We start from the raw sequence: 16,695 nt of genomic DNA, 5'->3' as shown, positions 1-16,695 counted from the left end.
GGTAATCTCAAGAGGATAGAGGTAATGGCCAATCCAGATTCATCAGCCTCAGGAGGGGAACAATTTACTCACAATCCCGCCAGTCTCTTGGCCGCTGCCGGCGAAGTGGCGAACCAGATAGCGAAGGCGGCAAAAACCGCAGGGGAAGCAGCCGCCCAGCAATGGCAAGCAGCAAGCGACTCCGTTCTCGAAGCCGCTAACCCCCTCCTCAAAGCCACCCAAGATACTGGCCAAGTTCTCATGGAAACGGCCGGGGCGGCGGTCAAACCCTTGGCTGAACAAGCCAATCAAGTCGGGCAAACCGCCCTGCAAACGGCAACGGCAACCGCAGAGTCCGTCGTCTCAGCTACCGGGCAAATCGCTGGCCAGATCAGCCAGGCAGTGGATCCAGCGGCCGTGGGTGGTGCTTTTCTGGGGATGTCGGCGGGACAAGTGGCTGGTGGAATGATTGGCGGGGCGATCGGTTCGGCTCTTGGACCGGGGGGGGCGGTTTTGGGTGCTCAAGTGGGTGCTTTTGCCGGCAGCGCCACCGGAGCAAAGTTAGGCTATGATGTCACCCACGAAATTGTCCACCCCGAACCGGACAAGGCTCAGGCGGGAGCAAATCCGATCGAGATCGCAGAACACCTCAGCAAGAAAAGCGGCGAGAAGCTCGGTGAAACCCTGGGGACTGCGGGGGGCGCAATTCTGGGTACGGTAATCGCTGGGCCGGCGGGCGGCATGGTAGGTGCTCTGGCCGGAGAGGTTTTGGGGGGACAGTTAGGGACAGATGCAGCAGTTGCCTTAAATCAACAAGTCGAGCGGCAAGGAAAGCCGTCTCAGGAAGCCTCGCCCACACAGACAGACGTGAGAGATTGGACGATCAAGACGGGGAGTAGTTTTGTCGGGGAAACAGGAACTGCTTTGGTCGGAGGGGCGATCGGCAAGTTAGTCGCTGGTGCAGCGGGGGCAGAGATCGGTCGGAGCTTAGGCGCGCTCGCTGGCAAGAAAATCGACTGGACATCTCCGCCTCAACCGAGTTCGCCTCCGCAACCACCCCAAGACGGTCAAGAGAACCCCCCCCATGTCAGCTAAAAACAAATTTTTGCTCTTGCTGCTGATCTTCGTACCGATCACTCTTGCTGCTGAGTGGCTGAGGTTATCACCCGTCCTCGTCTTTGTCCTCTCCGCTTTGGCGATCATTCCCCTGGCAGCCTTCATTGCTGAAGCAACGGAAGTCATTGCCGCCATTATTGGCCCGACCCTAGGCGGTCTGCTCAATGCCACCTTTGGCAATTTAACGGAAATGGTCGTCTCAGTAGTGGCGCTTAGGGCGGGATTAGTCGAGGTGGTCAAGGCGAGTATTTTAGGGGCGATTATTGCCAATTTACTCTTAGGATTGGGGTTGGCAATGTTGTTAGGAGGCTTGCGTTTCCAACAACAAAATTTTGCACCAGAAATTGCTCGCCTCAATGCCTCTTCCTTGCTGCTTTCTGTGTTAGTTTTGCTGACTCCCAGTGCCATTCACTTTACTTCCGACGGTTTGCCGAAAGCTGCTATCCAAAACTTTTCCTATGCGGCTGCTATTTTGTTGCTAATTTTTTATGGATTAAGCCTCATTTTCTCCCTTAAGTCTCAGCAAGATGTGGAAAGATTAAATACGCTAGAAGCGAGAGAAAATCAGTCTCAGCCAGTCAGCGACCGGGGCTTGGCCAAATTTGGAAAACCCGTCACAATTCTGCTCATCTGTACCGTTGCTCTAGTGGTCATTTCAGAAATTCTGGTGGGGAGTCTAGAAGAGACGGTAAAAGTATTAGGCTGGACTGAGCTATTTACAGGTATTATTTTACTACCCCTATTTGGCGGAGTCGTGGAATACATTACTTGCGTGACAACCGCCCTCAAAAATAAGATGGATTTAACGGTGGCGGTATCTATTGGCTCGACTTTGCAGGTGGTTTTATTTGTGGCTCCACTTTTAGTTCTAGTGAGCCTATTCTTCCCGACTCCTCTCTCCCTAGAATTTAACGTTTTTGGTATGTTTGCGGCTACGGCGGCAGTTCTCATCACCAGTTCTATCAGTTCCGATGGCCAGTCTAATTGGCTAGAAGGAGTTTTATTGTTAATTTTATATGCCGTTTTAGGTACAGCTTTTTATTTACATCCTTAGATTTCATCCCTGTTATGATTAATTCTTTAATTGGTTCGGTGATAGGGGGATTACTCTTGATTGCTCTTCCCGTTCAAGCCTCACCTAAGTTAAGAGTCGGTGTCTATGTTTCACCGCCTTATGTCATAGAAAGTCAAGTGTTAACTGTCAATGATATTTCCTCCCCAAATAAACCTTCGCCTTCTCCAAAATCTTCCGCCTACCCACCGAAAAGCACAACTAAGTTTGATGGGATTAGTATTGAGATTTGGCAGAGAATAGCCACTTCAGAAAATTTAGAATACGAGTATTATATAGTTAAGGAAGTTGATACAGGTATTAATCAAGTTGCTAATGGCACCCTCGATTTGCTCGTCGGACCGATCTCAATTACGCCAGAACGCCTGAAAAAAGTTGCTTTTACTCAGCCTTACTATAGCTCCTATCTGGCCCTACTCGTTCCCAGCCATGCCCCCAACCTCTGGCAGTTGATTCATCCCTTCTTGCAACGAGCGGCGCTCCTAACGGTGTTAGGACTCGTACTGCTGTTGTTTTTAGTATCTAATATCATCTGGTTTGTTGAACATAAGCGCAATCCCGAACAGTTTCCCAAAAATTATTTTAAGGGGGTGCGAGAAGCGTTCTGGTTTGTGTCAGTTACCACAACAACAGTCGGCTATGGTGATAAAGTTCCAGTGACTGCAACTGGCAGGTTTATTACTTATTTATGGATGTGGATTTCCCTAGCGATTACCTCTTCAATTACGGCAGGTTTGGTGACAACCTTTACCCTAGCATTGACCCAGCAACCTGCTAAAGAGTTGAGCAATCTTCAAGATTTACAAAATAAAAAAGTTGCCCTATTGGCAGGAAGTTCTTATTTTATGAATCTCACCTCTGAATATAAAATTACTCCTGTCTTGGCCAACAGTCTATACCAAGCTATTAATTTAATGTATAGCGGTCAGGTAGATGCGGTTCTTGATTCCTATCGAGTCTTAAAATATTATCTTGATGAAAATCCGGGGGTAGCTTTGACAACTGTGCCTATTTATTCATCTTTCTTGACCTATGGCTTTGTCTTACCTCAAAATAGTCCCCTCCTCAATAAACTCAACATTGATATACTTCAGATGCAGCAGGATAAGACAATTTCAAACATTATTGATAAGTGGATTGAGTGACAGTCTTTTTCCTTTCCTTACTCTAAGAGATCGCCGCGAACATTCCCTTTAATTTCTCTGTAAGTTGATGTAACTCTGCAATGATAAAACTCAACGATCTTACTTCTTCAGTTTGAGCTTCTGGAATGGTTTCTAAATAATCCGTTAACCTATGTAAACTTTGGTTAAAATTGGGCATGGACAAGGAGTTAGTCCCTGTTTGTTGGATTTGTTGCAAATTCTCAAATGTTTTCGTCACCTGTTCAATAAACTCATCTAATCCGGGCAGTGTTTGGGAAGACTGAAACTGCTGAAGATGTTGTCTAAGGGTAGTCACTCCATTAATAAAACTAACCCCATTGAGAATCAACTCTGTTGTTCCTACCACATTACCCTGAAATTGCTTTGGTTCTCGTTTCATGCGCTGGACAGTAGCTAAAGCATTATCACTGGCTAATTCAGCTTGACGGCGGCTTAAATCTAAGATCTTGGCACTTTGAGCTTGTCCTTGATAAGCGGCGGCCACAGTTTGAAAATAACTGACACTCTTTTCTAGTAAAATGCCAATTCTTCGGGGTAGGGAACGTCTCTGCCAAATCGGCCAAAGATAGTAACTGATAACTGCCAAAGCTCCCCCCAATACAGTATGAAAAACTCTTGTCTCGGCTAACTGCCAATCTTTGGGTACGTCTAGATCTAGAATCACCACAATTAGCATGGTCAGAAAGAGCATAAAGAAAGCATAATTGACAAAACGGAAGGCAGCAGTTAGGGCAGCTAAGATAATTAGAATTATTATTAGTAGGTTTAGATCTTGAATTTGCAAAACTATGGGAGTTGCTAAGATTACTCCTAAAATAGTGCCACCAATGCGCTGTATAGCCTTTTGGATTGTGCCACCATAATCTGGCTGGAGAACAAACAGCACCGTTAAAGCTATCCAATAACCGTGATGCCAATGGAGTAGAATGGATACCAACAGGGCAAAAGTAGTGACAGTGGCTAGACGCATAGCCGCAGTAAAATTAATCGACTCAAAAGTCCAGTTATTTTTCAATATTTCCCAAAAAGAGGTGACAGGAGTTAAGGGAACTGATTGGAGTGCCACCTCGACTTGCTTTTGGTGGTCGAGGAGTAGGGTAATAGTGGCATCAATTTGTTCTGCCAGATTGTTCAGAATTAGGATGAGTTTATGGAGATTAGGTGTGATGGTTTCCGGGGAATTACTGCCAATACGGAACTTTTTCTTTAAGTCTTGCACTTGCTGCTGTAAAGTTGTGAGCATCGCCAAGGTTTCTTGAGCAATTTCTTGGCGATCGCTTGTATTCCTCAATTTAACTATATCATCCAGGGTTTTCATTACCTCGATCAAGGTTTGGCAGGCTTGCTTAAGCTCTGGTCCCATCTCAGCCAATTCTCTCTTGTTTTGTCCTACAACCACTTCTGTCAGAGCAATTACTTCCCGATACATATCAGTTAGCTTCTCAATCAGAAAAATCAAGCGCTGGCCTTCAATATGAGTGCCGGGTTGACTAATATAAACCTCGTGCCAGAGGCTACGAGCTTGGGCGATCATTGTTCCAGTTTGATGTTGTGCTTGGGATGTTTCTACATCCCAGAGTTCGTCCTTATCGACAATCTCAACTCGGGCAACAGTTTCGAGAAAATGGGTCAAGCTTTGGTAACTGGCAATGATGGCTTGTTTAACTGGCCTGTAGGGATCGTTGAGCCATATTACCCAGGGTCGAACCATTACCCAAATGCCGGCCAATAAGAGTAACCAAAATCTTTCTAGGGCCAGATCCAGATTGCCGGGTAGGTGAGTAGAGATCAACCAAAACACTGCCACTACCTGTCCGATGGCCGTGGCTGTACTTCCTAGCACACCGATAAAGTTGAGGAGCAGCAACAAGGGAAAAGTGAGGATAACCAGCAACCAAGGCATCTGGCCACTCACCGTTCCCAGACTCATGACCCCGGCACAGCCTAAGGTAGCGATCGCCAATCCTAGTAATTTATCTCGGTAACTCACAGACAGGCTACCCAGGAATAAATTAATCAAAAATGCAGCCAGAGCAGGTAAAATGATGAGCTTGAGATTGCCCATCAAGAGGCCGATGAGCAAGGGTAGGGCTATGGCGACCGCTGATTGAATGCCATAGAAGAACCTTAGTTGACTCAACTCGGGGTGAATTTTCTTCATGACTGTAAATGGGATTTGCTGAATAAATCTAAAAACCTTGTTGGATAATATTTTTAGGTTTTTTTGAAATCAAAAACTGCCAGCCCTTGGAGTGATCAGGGGTAAAATCCCTGGACTTTTTCCCTGAAAATTAGGTGATTGACCCCCTCAAAATTGGTAAAACCCTACACCCTACACCCACGAAAAACTTTTTCAACAGACCCTACTTAGGTGTCAGGAGAGATGTCTGGGCAGACTATTGATACTCTCAATGCTAACCTTAAACCAACAGTTACTCATCCTTTTCTATGGCAGAGAGCGATTCTAGTCCCACATCCCCATTGGATATCTTGGGCAACATTCCGGCCCGATTTTTAGAGGCCAAGCACCGGCTCAACCGGGTCGTCCTGTGGGCAGCAATTGTTGGCATTCTAGCTGGTTTAGTGGGTACTTGCTTTCGGATGACCGTACACCACATCCTCCAGCAACGGCAACAACTGGCTGCTGCTCTGGCTGATTACCCGATTCTGAATTGGTTAATCCCTGGCCTGGTAGCCGGGGGGATGGTCTATGCCAGCTTCTGGCTGGTGCGGAGGGTAGCACCGGATACGGCTGGCAGCGGCATTCCCCAGATTGAAGGGGCGCTCGACAACCTCTTGCCCTTCGACTGGCGGCGAGTCCTGCCGGTCAAGTTTTTTGGCGGGATGCTCTCCATTGGGGCGGGGATGATTGCTGGTTTTGAAGGGCCGACCATTCAAATCGGAGGCGCTATCGGTAAGATGGTGGCTGCTTTCGTCGGGGCTTCCTCTGAACAGGCGCGTATCCTGATCGCTTCGGGAGCAGGGGCCGGCTTAACCACAGCTTTCAATGCCCCGATCGCCGGTATCTTGTTTGTCACCGAAGAGGTGCGCCCTAAATTTGACTCGTGGATTTTGTCCTACCGTTCAGTGATGGTTGCCTCTATCACGGCGGCCATTGTCCTCCGGCTGCTTGTAGGTCAAGAGGGTTTCATGAAAATCACCCATTTCGAGAGAGTTCCTCTCGGGACTCTCTGGATGTTCGTGATTTTGGGGGTTGGACTGGGAATCGTTGGCTATTATTTTAATTTTTTCCTGTTTCGTTCCCTAGACTGGTTTGGCCGGCTGCGGGGACTTCCTTACCAACTGCTGGGGTTATTGGTGGGAAGTGCGATCGGTTGGCTCGGTTGGCTCTACGCTCCCTTAGTTGGCAGTGGCGATCAATCGGTCATCTGGACTTTTAATAGTGAAGCTCCAGGAGCGGTCTTGCTGCTGGTTTTCTTAGGGCGCTTTCTCCTAACAATGATTTGTTATGGTTCCGGGGAAATTGGCGGGATTTTTGCCCCGATGTTAGCCTTGGCTACTCTATTCAGTTTAGGGCTGGCACAAGTGTGCGATGCTTGGTTTCCGGGTCAACTGCCCCAACCCGGGGTTTTTGCCGTCGCTGGGATGGGGGGATTAGTGGCGGCCACGGTCCGCGCTCCCCTCACCGCCGTCATGCTGGTGATGGAATTGACGGATAATTTTTTGGTGGCGCTGCCTATTTTACTGACTTGCATCTGTGCTGCCATCACAGCCCACTTCTTAGGTGGCGAACCTGTTTACAGTGTCTTGCTCAAGCGCATTTTGGACAAATTAGAGCGGCAACCCCCCAGCGATCGGATTTAAACCATTACAAGAAAACGGGTTTCTCAAAGAAACCTATTTTCTAAATAGGCGTTTGCAGAAAACGGGTTTCTCAAAGAAAACTGGTTTCTAAATAGTTTCTTGAAGAAACCCGTTTTCTAGGTGACTTAGAAGGATAACTTAGACACTTAGATAAAAAAGCTACTAACGTTAATTCTCCCTAAAGCTGGTAAAGTCCCAGTAAATCCGGTGATATTTATTAATAAATCATTGCTGGATTGGAGTCCCGCCGTGAGAGGATCGGGTATTTGTCACAGGGGACTTAATTTAAGGTAGCACATAATTAGGGCTTGCTGAATAATGGTAAAACCCAGGGTAAGCTCATCTAATTTGGTATAAATTGTACTTGATAAAGATTTCTGAATAGGGTAATGAAATCGCCATAGCACCGTCCCGCACTGCCAGTACCCAGACTTAGCCCCTGCTACCTCTGTATAATTTATAATTAGCCTTAGTCTCACTGTTGTTTATGAAAATTAACGAGGAAATAGCTCATGGGTCAAGGTTTTTCCCCCGTTCTCCCCACTGGAAATAAAGCTCAACTAAAACCTGAGTTTCCTTTAACATCAATCAATGAAATTCAAGCTAGTTTATTGACTTATCTTCAAGATATTCCTGACCCGAGAGTGTCCCGAACCCAAAAACATTTATTAACCGATATTTTAGTCATTGCTGTTTTAGCAGTTATAACAGGAGCCGAAGGTTGGGAAGACATGGAAAATTATGGACTCAGTAAGCAGTCTTGGTTATCTGAGTTTTTAGAATTACCTAATGGCATTCCTTCTGATGATACTTTTCGGCGGGTTTTTGAACGGATTAACCCGTAAGCTTTGGCCAAAGTTTTGTCTCAATGGCTGCCCCATTTAATCGGTTCTCTTTCGGGGGAAATAGTTCCCATAGATGGGAAAAGTCTCAGAGGTTCTTACGACCGTAATCAAGGAATTAAAGCCTTGCATTTAGTGACGGCTTGGGCGGGGGAGCAGAAATTAGTTTTAGGACAAGTCAAGGTGGAAGATAAATCCAATGAGATTACCGCTATTCCCGCTTTATTAGAACTATTAGACCTTCAAGGGGCAATTATCACCCTTGATGCTATGGGAACTCAAACGGCGATTATTAATCATATTCAAGCCAAAAAAGCTGACTACGTTGTCGCCCTTAAAGCTAATCATCCGACTCTTTATACTCAGGTCAAAAACTGGTTTGAGCAAGCTCAAGCACATCAATTTGATGGTATTCAATTTAGTTATGATTACCGTCTGGAAAAAGGTCATCATCGTCTCGAAAAACGTTGGTTTTGGGCTGTCCCCTTAGAAGCTTTCGGCGGTCTTTATCAACAGGCTCAATGGCAAGGACTTCAAAGTATTATCATGGTTAAACGAGTTCGTCATCTTGGTCATAAAACCACTTGTGAAGTCCAATTTTATCTCAGTTCTCTCCCTGCTGATGCTCAAAAAATAGGTAATGCTATTCGTAAACATTGGGGCATTGAAAATCAGGCTCATTGGATTTTAGATGTTACCTTTAATGAAGATAAATGTCGAATTCGCTCAGGCCACAGCCCTCGTAATTTTGCCTTCTTGAGACGAGTGGCACTTAACGCTCTTAACCAGGAATCCACTTACCGACGTAGTCTGGCACAAAAAAGTAAACGGGCGGCCATGGATAATAATTATATGATGACTGTGCTGAAAGCCTTTTGTCAAGCCTAATTGAGATGCTCTTACCCTGATCATTACCCTTCTAATTGTTGAAGAGGATGGGACTCTTTCTGGAATTATGTTAAATTCTTGACTGAGCCTGTGCCGACCCTTCGACTTGGCTCAGGGCAAGTTATTTTTAGCAAACTCTCCTAGTTCTCTATAACCTGAGTATCCTAGCATTGTTCCCAGTATTATTACTACTAATACTATCCATAAAGGGTGTCTTTTTCCTTTATCTTTCCGAAAGTCCTTGACTTGTTTCAGTTTTTCTATTAAGCTCAACATATATTTAAAAAGTTGGCGGTCACTTCTCATTTTACCTGATAGTGATCGCTTTTACTTTTGATATTCTGATGGGAGAATGAAACAGTCCTACCCTTAATAAGGGGGGATCGAACCTAAAATCCATTTTTAATTTAATTATAACCAGCTACTTAACCTCAGCTAATCCACGGAATTTTCTTTCTGGATTAATACCTCACCAGCGATTAAACGTTGGACTGCTGAAAGTAAAACATCCTCAATATAGGGCTTGACAAAATAACCTTTTGCTCCTTTAGCAGCGGCGAGATACTGAATTTTTTGCGTCCCGCGCGAGGTAATTATCGCCACTGGTATCCCCTGAAGTTGTTCATCCTCTTGCAGACGAGAGAGCAATTCTAACCCATTCAGGCGAGGCATTTCGATATCGCAGAGAATCAGATCACAAGCTAATCCGGCCTGTAATTTTTCCCATGCTTCTAAACCGTCCTGGGCCTGTTCAATGCGATAACCAGCTTTAACCAAAGAAATCATTAACATTTCCCGCACTATTAACGAATCATCGACAATCAAGACGAGAGGACTCGATTGTGCCAACAAATTAGCGGGATTACTATCAATAATTGTTGTATCGGAGGATAAAAACTGATTAGGAGTCGCTTTAATACTATTAGCTAGTAACACTTCCCCCGCAATCATTCTTTCAGCTGCCGAGAGTAAATCTCTTTCCGTGTAGGGCTTGGTAAAATAACCACTAGCCCCTAATTTCGCCGCCACCTGACGATGACGTTCCGAGCCTCGGGAAGTCAATAAAGCCACGGGAATCGCCGCTAATCGGGGGGATTTTTGCAAATTAGACAGTAATTCCAGGCCATTCATGCGGGGCATCTCGATATCGCAAAAAACGATATCACAGGGCAAACCACCGCGTAATTTTTCCCAAGCTTCTTGACCATCCCGGGCCTGTTCCACACGATAACCGGCTTTACTAAAGCTTAAAGAGAGCAATTCCCGAACAGTAATCGAATCATCGACAATCAGAACCACAGCCTCGGATTTTTGGCCAGTTTCCACATCTACAGGCGGTACAGATTGGGGCAAAAGACCAGCGTTATCGATACGCAGACGACCCCTGGCGATGTCGATTAACTCTAACACATCGCCGACGGGCATCACCGTACCATCCCCTAAAACCGTCGCCCCAGCAATCCCAGCCGTTTTCGGAATCGGTCCTTCGATCTGTTTGATCACGATCTCCTGTTCCCCAATCACTTGATCCACCTGTACCGCGAGGAGATTATTGCCACCGCGCAGAATCACGATCGAAAAAGAGTCTTCCTCCTGTTTGCCGGTGTAAAAACTACCGCGACTAAGTTGCCGATTGTAGGAAAGCAAATCGCTCAGGGGTTGGAAAGGTAGTAAAGTGTTTTGCCAGAAAACGCAGGGCCGTCCCTCCCCATCTATTTGGATATCCCTGGCCTGGAAATCCTTCATATCTTCCACTCCGTCCATGGAGAAACCGATGCGAGCATGATTACTAACACAACAGAGGGCCTTACAGATACTCAGGGTTAGGGGTAAACGGAGGGTAAAAGTGCTTCCTTTGCCCAGTACCGAGTCAATAGTCACGGTCCCGCGCACATCGATTAAACTGATCCGCACCACATCTAAACCCACCCCACGACCGGAAAAATCATCAGCCTGATCTTTGGTACTAAAACCGGGATGAAAAAGAATTTCATAGACTTCTTGGGTACTGAGGTTTTGAGCTTCCCGATCGCTGATCAGGCCTTTTTCGATCGCCTTAAGTTTAACCAGATTAACATCAATACCGGCCCCATCATCACTAACGGTGATCACGGTTTGATTGCCCTGTAGGAATGCCCGGACCCAGATCGTACCGTGGACAGGTTTGCCCTTGGCCATGCGTTCTTGGGGTGATTCAATGCCGTGGGTGATCGCATTGTTGACCAGATGGATCATGGGACTATTGAGATGTTCAAGGATCATCTGATCGATGAGAACACCCCCTCCTTCCACTTTTAATTTGGCTTGTTTGTGCAGTTTCAGGGAAATATCGTGAATTGCCCGGGGTAGATGATCGGCAGTTTGACTAAAGGGAACCATGCGCGATTTGGTCATCCCTTCCTGTAGTTGGGTGGTAGCCTGTCGCAGACTGCGCGTCACCTGATCGGTTTCATCGACGACAAATTGAATATCAGAGGCCGATTCTCGCACTCGCACGATCAATTCGATCATCTCTTGGGATAATAAGTGGAAATCGGTAAAACGGTCGATCTCTAGGGCATCTAGTTCCCCAGTCATAGCCGAATTGCCCTGATTTTTTCCCTGAACTTCACCGTAACCGATGGCACCGCCAGCATTGCGACTAGCCAGTAAAGCCCCTTCTAGGAGGCTTCTTTCATAGAGATCCTGCATCCGACCGCCCACATCGCTGAGATTTTGGACTTGGTTAAGCAAATTATCTAAAAAGAGACGCAGGCGATCCTGTTCCTGTTCAAGGCGATTGCGTTTAACCACCAGTTCCCCGATCAGATTGCTGAGGTTGTCCAATTGTTTGATCGGCACCCGCATCGTCTGTTCAAAAGCTTTAGCAACAAGGGGACGCAGGTTATTTAACCCGACCGGTGGATTGGTTTCTTCGAGGAGTTTTTCTAAATCCTTGAATTCATCCTCTGGGGAGCTTTCCGGGGCAATTTCCGGTGATTCTAACCATTGGACAGGTTCCGCCGCCGCCACCGGCTCCCCTGCTGTGGATTCCGAGAGGAAGACCTCTAGGGATTCAAAGATGTCCGGCAGTGGCGATTGCTCTGGGGGAGTCGGTTTTTCCAGAAAAGCGTCTAAGTCTTCGAGGCTGTCGTAAAAATTCGGGTTGCTGATGGTTATAATTGCTTCTGAATCCCGGACTGCTGCATTTTCTAGCAGCAGCGATTCCAGATCATCCCAATCTTCTGGTTCTGACTTGGGAGCAGTCCCAGGGGTGGAATGAAGATCATTAGTGGCGGCTTCTTCCCAATTGATGCTATCGCCAAAAAGTTCTGCTAATTCCTGTTCTAAGGGCAAGGAAGACAGGGTTTGGTCAAGAGAAGTCCCATACCTCGCCGCTGGCGGGGAAGTCTGCTCAAATAAAAAGCTGAGTTCGTCTAGAGTCTCGTCACCGTCGGTGTTTTTGTTTTCTAAACTCTCTAACAACTGTTCGAGATCTTCGTTAAAGAAATGATCCGAGTCGGGTTTCGTCATGATTTGCTTCCTGCCAAGTCTTCCTTTTTGGTCAACCAATGCGCTCTCTCTGGCTTCAGATTACCCAGAATTTTACTCGATCAACCCATTCACTAGGAATTTTTTTATGGCTAATCAAACTCTTGGACTCGATCGACAATTTTACTCCTATTATCAATCTATCTGTCTGCGAGAACCCCCGATTTTAGCTCAATTACGTCAAGAAACTGCCTCTCAACCCCTGGCAGTTATGCAGATTGCCCCCGAACAAGGTCAGTTTATGGCTTTTTTGGTACAGGCGATCGGGGCGAGAAAAACCCTAGAAATAGGGGTTTTTACCGGTTATAGTGCGCTAGTGGTGGCCTTAGCTTTACCCCCAGAAGGCAAGCTGATCGCCTGTGATCTGAGCCAAGAATATACCAGTATAGCCCGTCGTTATTGGCAGCAGGCCGGTGTCGCTGATAAAATCGATTTAAGAATTGCCCCGGCCCTGGAGACTTTAGATCTATTAATCGCCGGGGGAGAAAGTAATAGTTTTGATTTTGTCTTTATCGATGCCGATAAAAGTAATTATGATTGCTACTACGAACGGGCGTTACAATTGGTCAGAAGCGGCGGAATTATCGCTATCGATAATGTCTTTTGGTCGGGACGGGTAGCGGCGGCCGATAGCACCGATAATCGCACCAAAATTATCCGTTCCCTTAATGCCAAAATTCAGCAGGATGAACGGGTAAATATCAGTATTATTCCCATTGGTGATGGGTTGACCCTGGCCATGAAAAAGTGAAGAAGTTAAGGGCGATTAGAAAAGCTTTTGCTCTTGCGGAAACCACCCAAGACAACGCTATATTCCTTAAGCTCCTTAACGACACCACTAAGTTATCAGTTCAACGGAGAGGGTGGGATTTGAACCCACGTTAGGTGTGACCCTAAAGCAGATTTCGAGTCTGCCGCATTCAACCACTCTGCCACCTCTCCACAGGGTTTGAGTCTGGATTATCATTTTAACAGATTACTTGCCCTAGGATTGATTTTTTTTATGAATCAAGCTCCTTTTCTTCCAGTTAACCATCCCCAGCCTAACTTTCTTGACCGGTTAGGGAGTCTCTGGAAATTTTCCCGTCCCCATACGATTATCGGCACTTCTTTGAGTGTTTTAAGTCTGTATTTAATTGCTTTAGGCAATATTAGCGATTTTTTTAGCTATTGGTCGGTTTTATTGCTCACTTGGGTCGCTTGTCTCGCGGGTAATGTCTATATCGTCGGTTTAAATCAGTTGGAAGACATCGACATCGATAAAATCAATAAACCCCATCTTCCCCTAGCCAAGGGCGAATTTTCTCGGTTGACAGCAGGGTTGATCGTGGGTTTAAGCGGTATTTTAGCAATTATACTGGCTTTTATCGGTGGTTTTTGGCTTTTAATCACCGTGGGGATTAGTTTACTCATCGGCACTGCCTATTCCTTGCCACCAGTGCGTTTAAAACGCTTTCCCCTCTGGGCAGCCTTCTGTATTTTTACCGTCCGGGGTGTCATCGTCAATTTAGGTCTTTTTCGCCACTACAACACAGTTATTAATCAAAATCAGTCTATCTATCCCTCAGTCTGGGTTTTAACAGCTTTTGTTCTCGTTTTTACCGTTGCGATCGCTATTTTTAAGGATGTTCCTGACCTAGAAGGCGATCGCATTTACCAAATTACCACTTTTACCCTGCTTCTCGGCCCAGAAAAAATCTTAACAATTTCCCTCTTGACAATTTCCCTATGTTATGGTGGGATGATTGCCGTCGGTCTCTTGGGGATAACCGGAATTAATTCTTCTCTGGCCATTGTCGCCCATCTGCTCCTACTTCTTCTTCTTTGGTGGCGTAGTCGCAGGGTAAATTTAGAAGATAAAAGCGAAATCAGCCGATTCTACCAATTTATTTGGAAATTATTCTTCCTGGAATACCTTATATTTCCCCTTGCTTGTTTAATATGAAAATATCTCCTTTTTTAGCGGCCATTCCCTTGCTTTTGCTAGGTGGTACAAGCGCACCTAGTCAAGAAACCATAGATCCGCAATTATTAACCGGCAACCTTCATTTAACCCTGAAAAATGGCGTTTGGAAACTGTGGCAAGATAAACCCGTTTATCAAAATCTTACCCTAGATTTAAGCTGTGATCGCGCTGTTTGTCAGCCGTCGGTGTGGGGATACGCACCGAAATTCAATAAAGAAGTAGATCACCAAGGTACGGTAAAAGCGATTAAATTAGACAATGCTTGGCGATTACAGGTGAAAATGAACATTCAAACTCACCCTTGGCAAGCGGAAGTCAGGGAAGCTATCTATAATATCGAAATTGTCCCCCACCAAGACCAACTTATCGGCAGTTATCAAGGCACTTTAGGGGGAAGAAGACTACAAAACAAAGTTAATGGCACAATTTCCCCTTTATGGCCTAATCCTGTTCCTAATTACCAACCCCTACAAGCGCGAGAACATCCCCGTTTAATCTTTCGCAAGTCAGAATTAACTAATCTCAGAGAAAAAGCGAAAACTCCCATCGGTCAAACTATTATCGCCCAATTAAACAACAGTTTACAGGAAAAAATTTATTACGATGGTTATGTGCCTAATGGGGGTTATCATGCCACAGGTCATTGTTTTTTAGCAATTTTAAATCAAGATAAAAAATCAGCAGAAACCGCCTGGGAAATTATCGAAAAAACCCGTACAAATCCGGGCAAAAGACTCTTAGAACAATCGTCAATTGTCGCCGGAGTCGCTCTCGCCTACGATCTTTGTTATGATTTTTGGGGAGAAAAGCGCCAACAGGAAATTACTGGCTGGTTATTCAGTGAAAGTAAAAAACTTCTCAAAGGTGGTTCACCCAAAGATGGATGGAATGGAGAAGCAGTTAGTAACTGGAATGCGCGGGCAAGAGGTGCGGCAGGATTAGCTAGTTTAGCGATTCTCAAGGAGGATTTACCAGCCGATTCTCTCTATTCTCCCTCGGCACAGGTGGAAATGGCTAAACGTCACCTAGAACGCTATTTTACCAAAGCTATCGGCGATCAAGGATTTGGCACGGAAGGGGATTTATACACCACGGAACCTATGGTTATCAGTGTTTTTCCTTTTTTGCAAGGGTATCGAAATAGTCTCGGATTAGACTTAGTAACTGGTTGCTCTGCAGCCCAATTGATCCCCCATTATTTAACCAGAATTGTCCCTAAAAATGGTCAATTATTGATTCCTGCTTACGGCAGACATCAGACTTTTTTAGGAGTATCTTTATTAACTATCGGATTGGGAATTACCGATAAATCATTGCTACCAGCAATAAAATGGCGATTGCAAGGACAGGAAAAACAACTTTTTCACCCCCATTATCCTCATATTGCCCCTTTTCTCCTCGCTGGTTATTCATCTAATCTTACTCCCGAAAATCCCGATCGCCAACTTTCCAGGGTTTTAGTTGATCAACAAAAGGGATTTTATGTTTTTCGTAATCGCTGGCAAAATGAAGAGGATTTTGTCGCTAGTATCTATCTCAAACAGCAACCTTTTGTGGGGGGATGGTCTTTTCCCGATGTCGCTAGTGTGAGAATTTGGGGATTAGGAGGACATTGGGCGAGTTTTGAGGGGTCAGAAGGTGACTGGAACTCCGAAAATACGGTTACTTTCCCGAAAACACCGCCTTGGTTCCAGGCAAAACCGATAACTTTTCAATCTAGTCCCGATGGTTCGGGAGTAATTACGTTAAAAACCGATAAAATCATGGTTAAAGGGGCTAATCCACCCTTCGGCTCCGCTCAGGGTAAACCGGCAGGAGTCGCTCTAGTTCGCTCTTTCGCCGTCGATTACAGTCTATCCTCTGGTTCCCCCGGATTATTCGTCTTGATGGATAAATTATTAGGTAAAGTCGATGAACCAGAATTTATTAATAAAACTTGGGTGATGAATACCCAGGGAAATGTCACTCTCGGAAAAAATAGTTTTACTATCACTCAAAATGGCGCAAATATGCAGGGAACTTTTATCACTCCCGTGACTTTAAAAGTCGAGAAAACTAATACAGGTGAGCGCATTTTAGCCACGGGTAGCGAGGAATTTTTTCTGGTGATGACCGTGCAGAAAGGTCGTCCCCCAGCAGTTAAAATTATCGGTAAGGGATTAGATGCGATCGTGCAAATTGGCTCCCAGGAAATCTCAATTATTGACGGTGCAGTTAGATTAAAAGAGATGAATTTTAAAGAGCCATAAAAATTGGCAATCGACCCCAAAAAAAGTCAATAGTTCTCAAGTAGAATTTATCAAGATGATG

The 16,695-nt window shown here is 45.5% G+C and carries 9 protein-coding genes, 1 tRNA gene and 3 pseudogenes; 8 read left to right on the top strand and 5 right to left on the bottom strand.

What is annotated here, in order from left to right:
• The first annotated feature begins 24 nt into the window (after nt 1-24).
• Genes IQ234_RS00370 through IQ234_RS00360 form a run of 3 tightly spaced genes read left to right on the top strand, consistent with a single transcriptional unit; the run spans nt 25 to nt 3,312 of the window.
• Complete coding sequence (locus tag IQ234_RS00370; RefSeq protein ID WP_193955600.1) at nt 25-1,074, top strand: cell envelope biogenesis protein OmpA; 1,050 nt, start codon at nt 25-27, stop codon at nt 1,072-1,074.
• On the top strand, nt 1,064-2,149 hold the full coding sequence (gene cax / locus IQ234_RS00365) for a calcium/proton exchanger (RefSeq protein WP_193955599.1): 1,086 nt from the start codon (nt 1,064-1,066) through the stop codon (nt 2,147-2,149). The genes IQ234_RS00370 and cax overlap by 11 nt, the downstream gene beginning before the upstream one ends.
• A gap of 14 nt (nt 2,150-2,163) precedes the next feature.
• Nucleotides 2,164-3,312 carry a transporter substrate-binding domain-containing protein gene (locus IQ234_RS00360; RefSeq protein ID WP_193955598.1) on the top strand — a complete coding sequence of 383 codons (1,149 nt, stop codon included), beginning with the start codon at nt 2,164-2,166 and terminating at the stop codon, nt 3,310-3,312.
• 22 nt (nt 3,313-3,334) lie between these two features.
• On the opposite strand, the gene IQ234_RS00355 is transcribed toward IQ234_RS00360, so the two are convergent.
• Complete coding sequence (locus IQ234_RS00355; RefSeq protein WP_193955597.1) at nt 3,335-5,494, bottom strand: FUSC family protein; 2,160 nt, start codon at nt 5,492-5,494, stop codon at nt 3,335-3,337.
• 287 nt (nt 5,495-5,781) lie between these two features.
• Between IQ234_RS00355 and clcA the strand changes: the two genes are divergently transcribed.
• The gene (gene clcA, locus IQ234_RS00350; RefSeq protein WP_193955596.1) at nt 5,782-7,158 is read left to right on the top strand and encodes a H(+)/Cl(-) exchange transporter ClcA; all 1,377 of its coding nucleotides are present in this window, start codon (nt 5,782-5,784) and stop codon (nt 7,156-7,158) included.
• Nucleotides 7,159-7,304: 146 nt separating this feature from the next.
• On the opposite strand, the pseudogene IQ234_RS21870 reads toward clcA, so the two are convergent.
• A pseudogene (locus IQ234_RS21870) lies at nt 7,305-7,409 on the bottom strand (bluetail domain-containing putative surface protein); the annotation flags it as partial.
• Between the two features lie 336 nt (nt 7,410-7,745).
• Here IQ234_RS21870 and IQ234_RS00345 point away from each other — a divergent pair.
• Nucleotides 7,746-8,888 (top strand): annotated as a pseudogene (locus IQ234_RS00345) (ISAs1 family transposase).
• A 12-nt stretch (nt 8,889-8,900) separates the two neighbouring features.
• Here IQ234_RS00345 and IQ234_RS00340 read toward each other — a convergent pair.
• Together IQ234_RS00340 and IQ234_RS00335 are read right to left on the bottom strand one after the other, a co-directional pair.
• Nucleotides 8,901-9,164: pseudogene (locus tag IQ234_RS00340) on the bottom strand (transposase family protein); the annotation flags it as partial.
• Between the two features lie 159 nt (nt 9,165-9,323).
• The gene (locus IQ234_RS00335; RefSeq protein WP_193955595.1) at nt 9,324-12,401 is read right to left on the bottom strand and encodes a hybrid sensor histidine kinase/response regulator; all 3,078 of its coding nucleotides are present in this window, start codon (nt 12,399-12,401) and stop codon (nt 9,324-9,326) included.
• Nucleotides 12,402-12,507: 106 nt separating this feature from the next.
• Between IQ234_RS00335 and IQ234_RS00330 the strand changes: the two genes are divergently transcribed.
• Nucleotides 12,508-13,170, top strand: coding sequence for a class I SAM-dependent methyltransferase (locus IQ234_RS00330; RefSeq protein WP_193955594.1), 663 nt, complete (start codon nt 12,508-12,510; stop codon nt 13,168-13,170).
• A gap of 104 nt (nt 13,171-13,274) precedes the next feature.
• On the opposite strand, the gene IQ234_RS00325 is transcribed toward IQ234_RS00330, so the two are convergent.
• Nucleotides 13,275-13,361, bottom strand: a tRNA-Ser gene (locus tag IQ234_RS00325).
• A 61-nt stretch (nt 13,362-13,422) separates the two neighbouring features.
• Here IQ234_RS00325 and IQ234_RS00320 point away from each other — a divergent pair.
• Both IQ234_RS00320 and IQ234_RS00315 read left to right on the top strand, forming a co-directional pair.
• Nucleotides 13,423-14,364, top strand: a complete 942-nt coding sequence (locus IQ234_RS00320) for a homogentisate phytyltransferase (RefSeq protein WP_193955593.1) — start codon at nt 13,423-13,425, stop codon at nt 14,362-14,364.
• Nucleotides 14,361-16,634: a hypothetical protein gene (locus IQ234_RS00315; RefSeq protein WP_193955592.1), complete on the top strand. Its 2,274-nt coding sequence runs from the start codon at nt 14,361-14,363 to the stop codon at nt 16,632-16,634. The genes IQ234_RS00320 and IQ234_RS00315 overlap by 4 nt, the downstream gene beginning before the upstream one ends.
• Nucleotides 16,635-16,695 lie beyond the last annotated feature (61 nt).

Source organism: Microcystis aeruginosa LEGE 91341 (assembly GCF_015206885.1).
GTDB classification, from domain to species: domain Bacteria; phylum Cyanobacteriota; class Cyanobacteriia; order Cyanobacteriales; family Microcystaceae; genus Microcystis; species Microcystis aeruginosa_H.
The sequence above is the reverse complement of the archived record's forward strand: the minus strand, read 5'-3'. Positions and strand labels throughout refer to the sequence as shown.

Bases quoted from the DNA above. Each gene is read 5' to 3' on its own strand.
- IQ234_RS00360 (WP_193955598.1), top strand. From the start codon at position 2,164: ATGATTAATTCTTTAATTGGTTCGGTGATAGGGGGATTACTCTTGATT.
- IQ234_RS00370 (WP_193955600.1), top strand. From the start codon at position 25: ATGGCCAATCCAGATTCATCAGCCTCAGGAGGGGAACAATTTACTCAC.
- cax (WP_193955599.1), top strand. From the start codon at position 1,064: ATGTCAGCTAAAAACAAATTTTTGCTCTTGCTGCTGATCTTCGTACCG.
- IQ234_RS00330 (WP_193955594.1), top strand. From the start codon at position 12,508: ATGGCTAATCAAACTCTTGGACTCGATCGACAATTTTACTCCTATTAT.
- IQ234_RS00355 (WP_193955597.1), bottom strand. From the start codon at position 5,494: ATGAAGAAAATTCACCCCGAGTTGAGTCAACTAAGGTTCTTCTATGGC.
- IQ234_RS00315 (WP_193955592.1), top strand. From the start codon at position 14,361: ATGAAAATATCTCCTTTTTTAGCGGCCATTCCCTTGCTTTTGCTAGGT.
- IQ234_RS00335 (WP_193955595.1), bottom strand. From the start codon at position 12,401: ATGACGAAACCCGACTCGGATCATTTCTTTAACGAAGATCTCGAACAG.
- IQ234_RS00320 (WP_193955593.1), top strand. From the start codon at position 13,423: ATGAATCAAGCTCCTTTTCTTCCAGTTAACCATCCCCAGCCTAACTTT.
- clcA (WP_193955596.1), top strand. From the start codon at position 5,782: ATGGCAGAGAGCGATTCTAGTCCCACATCCCCATTGGATATCTTGGGC.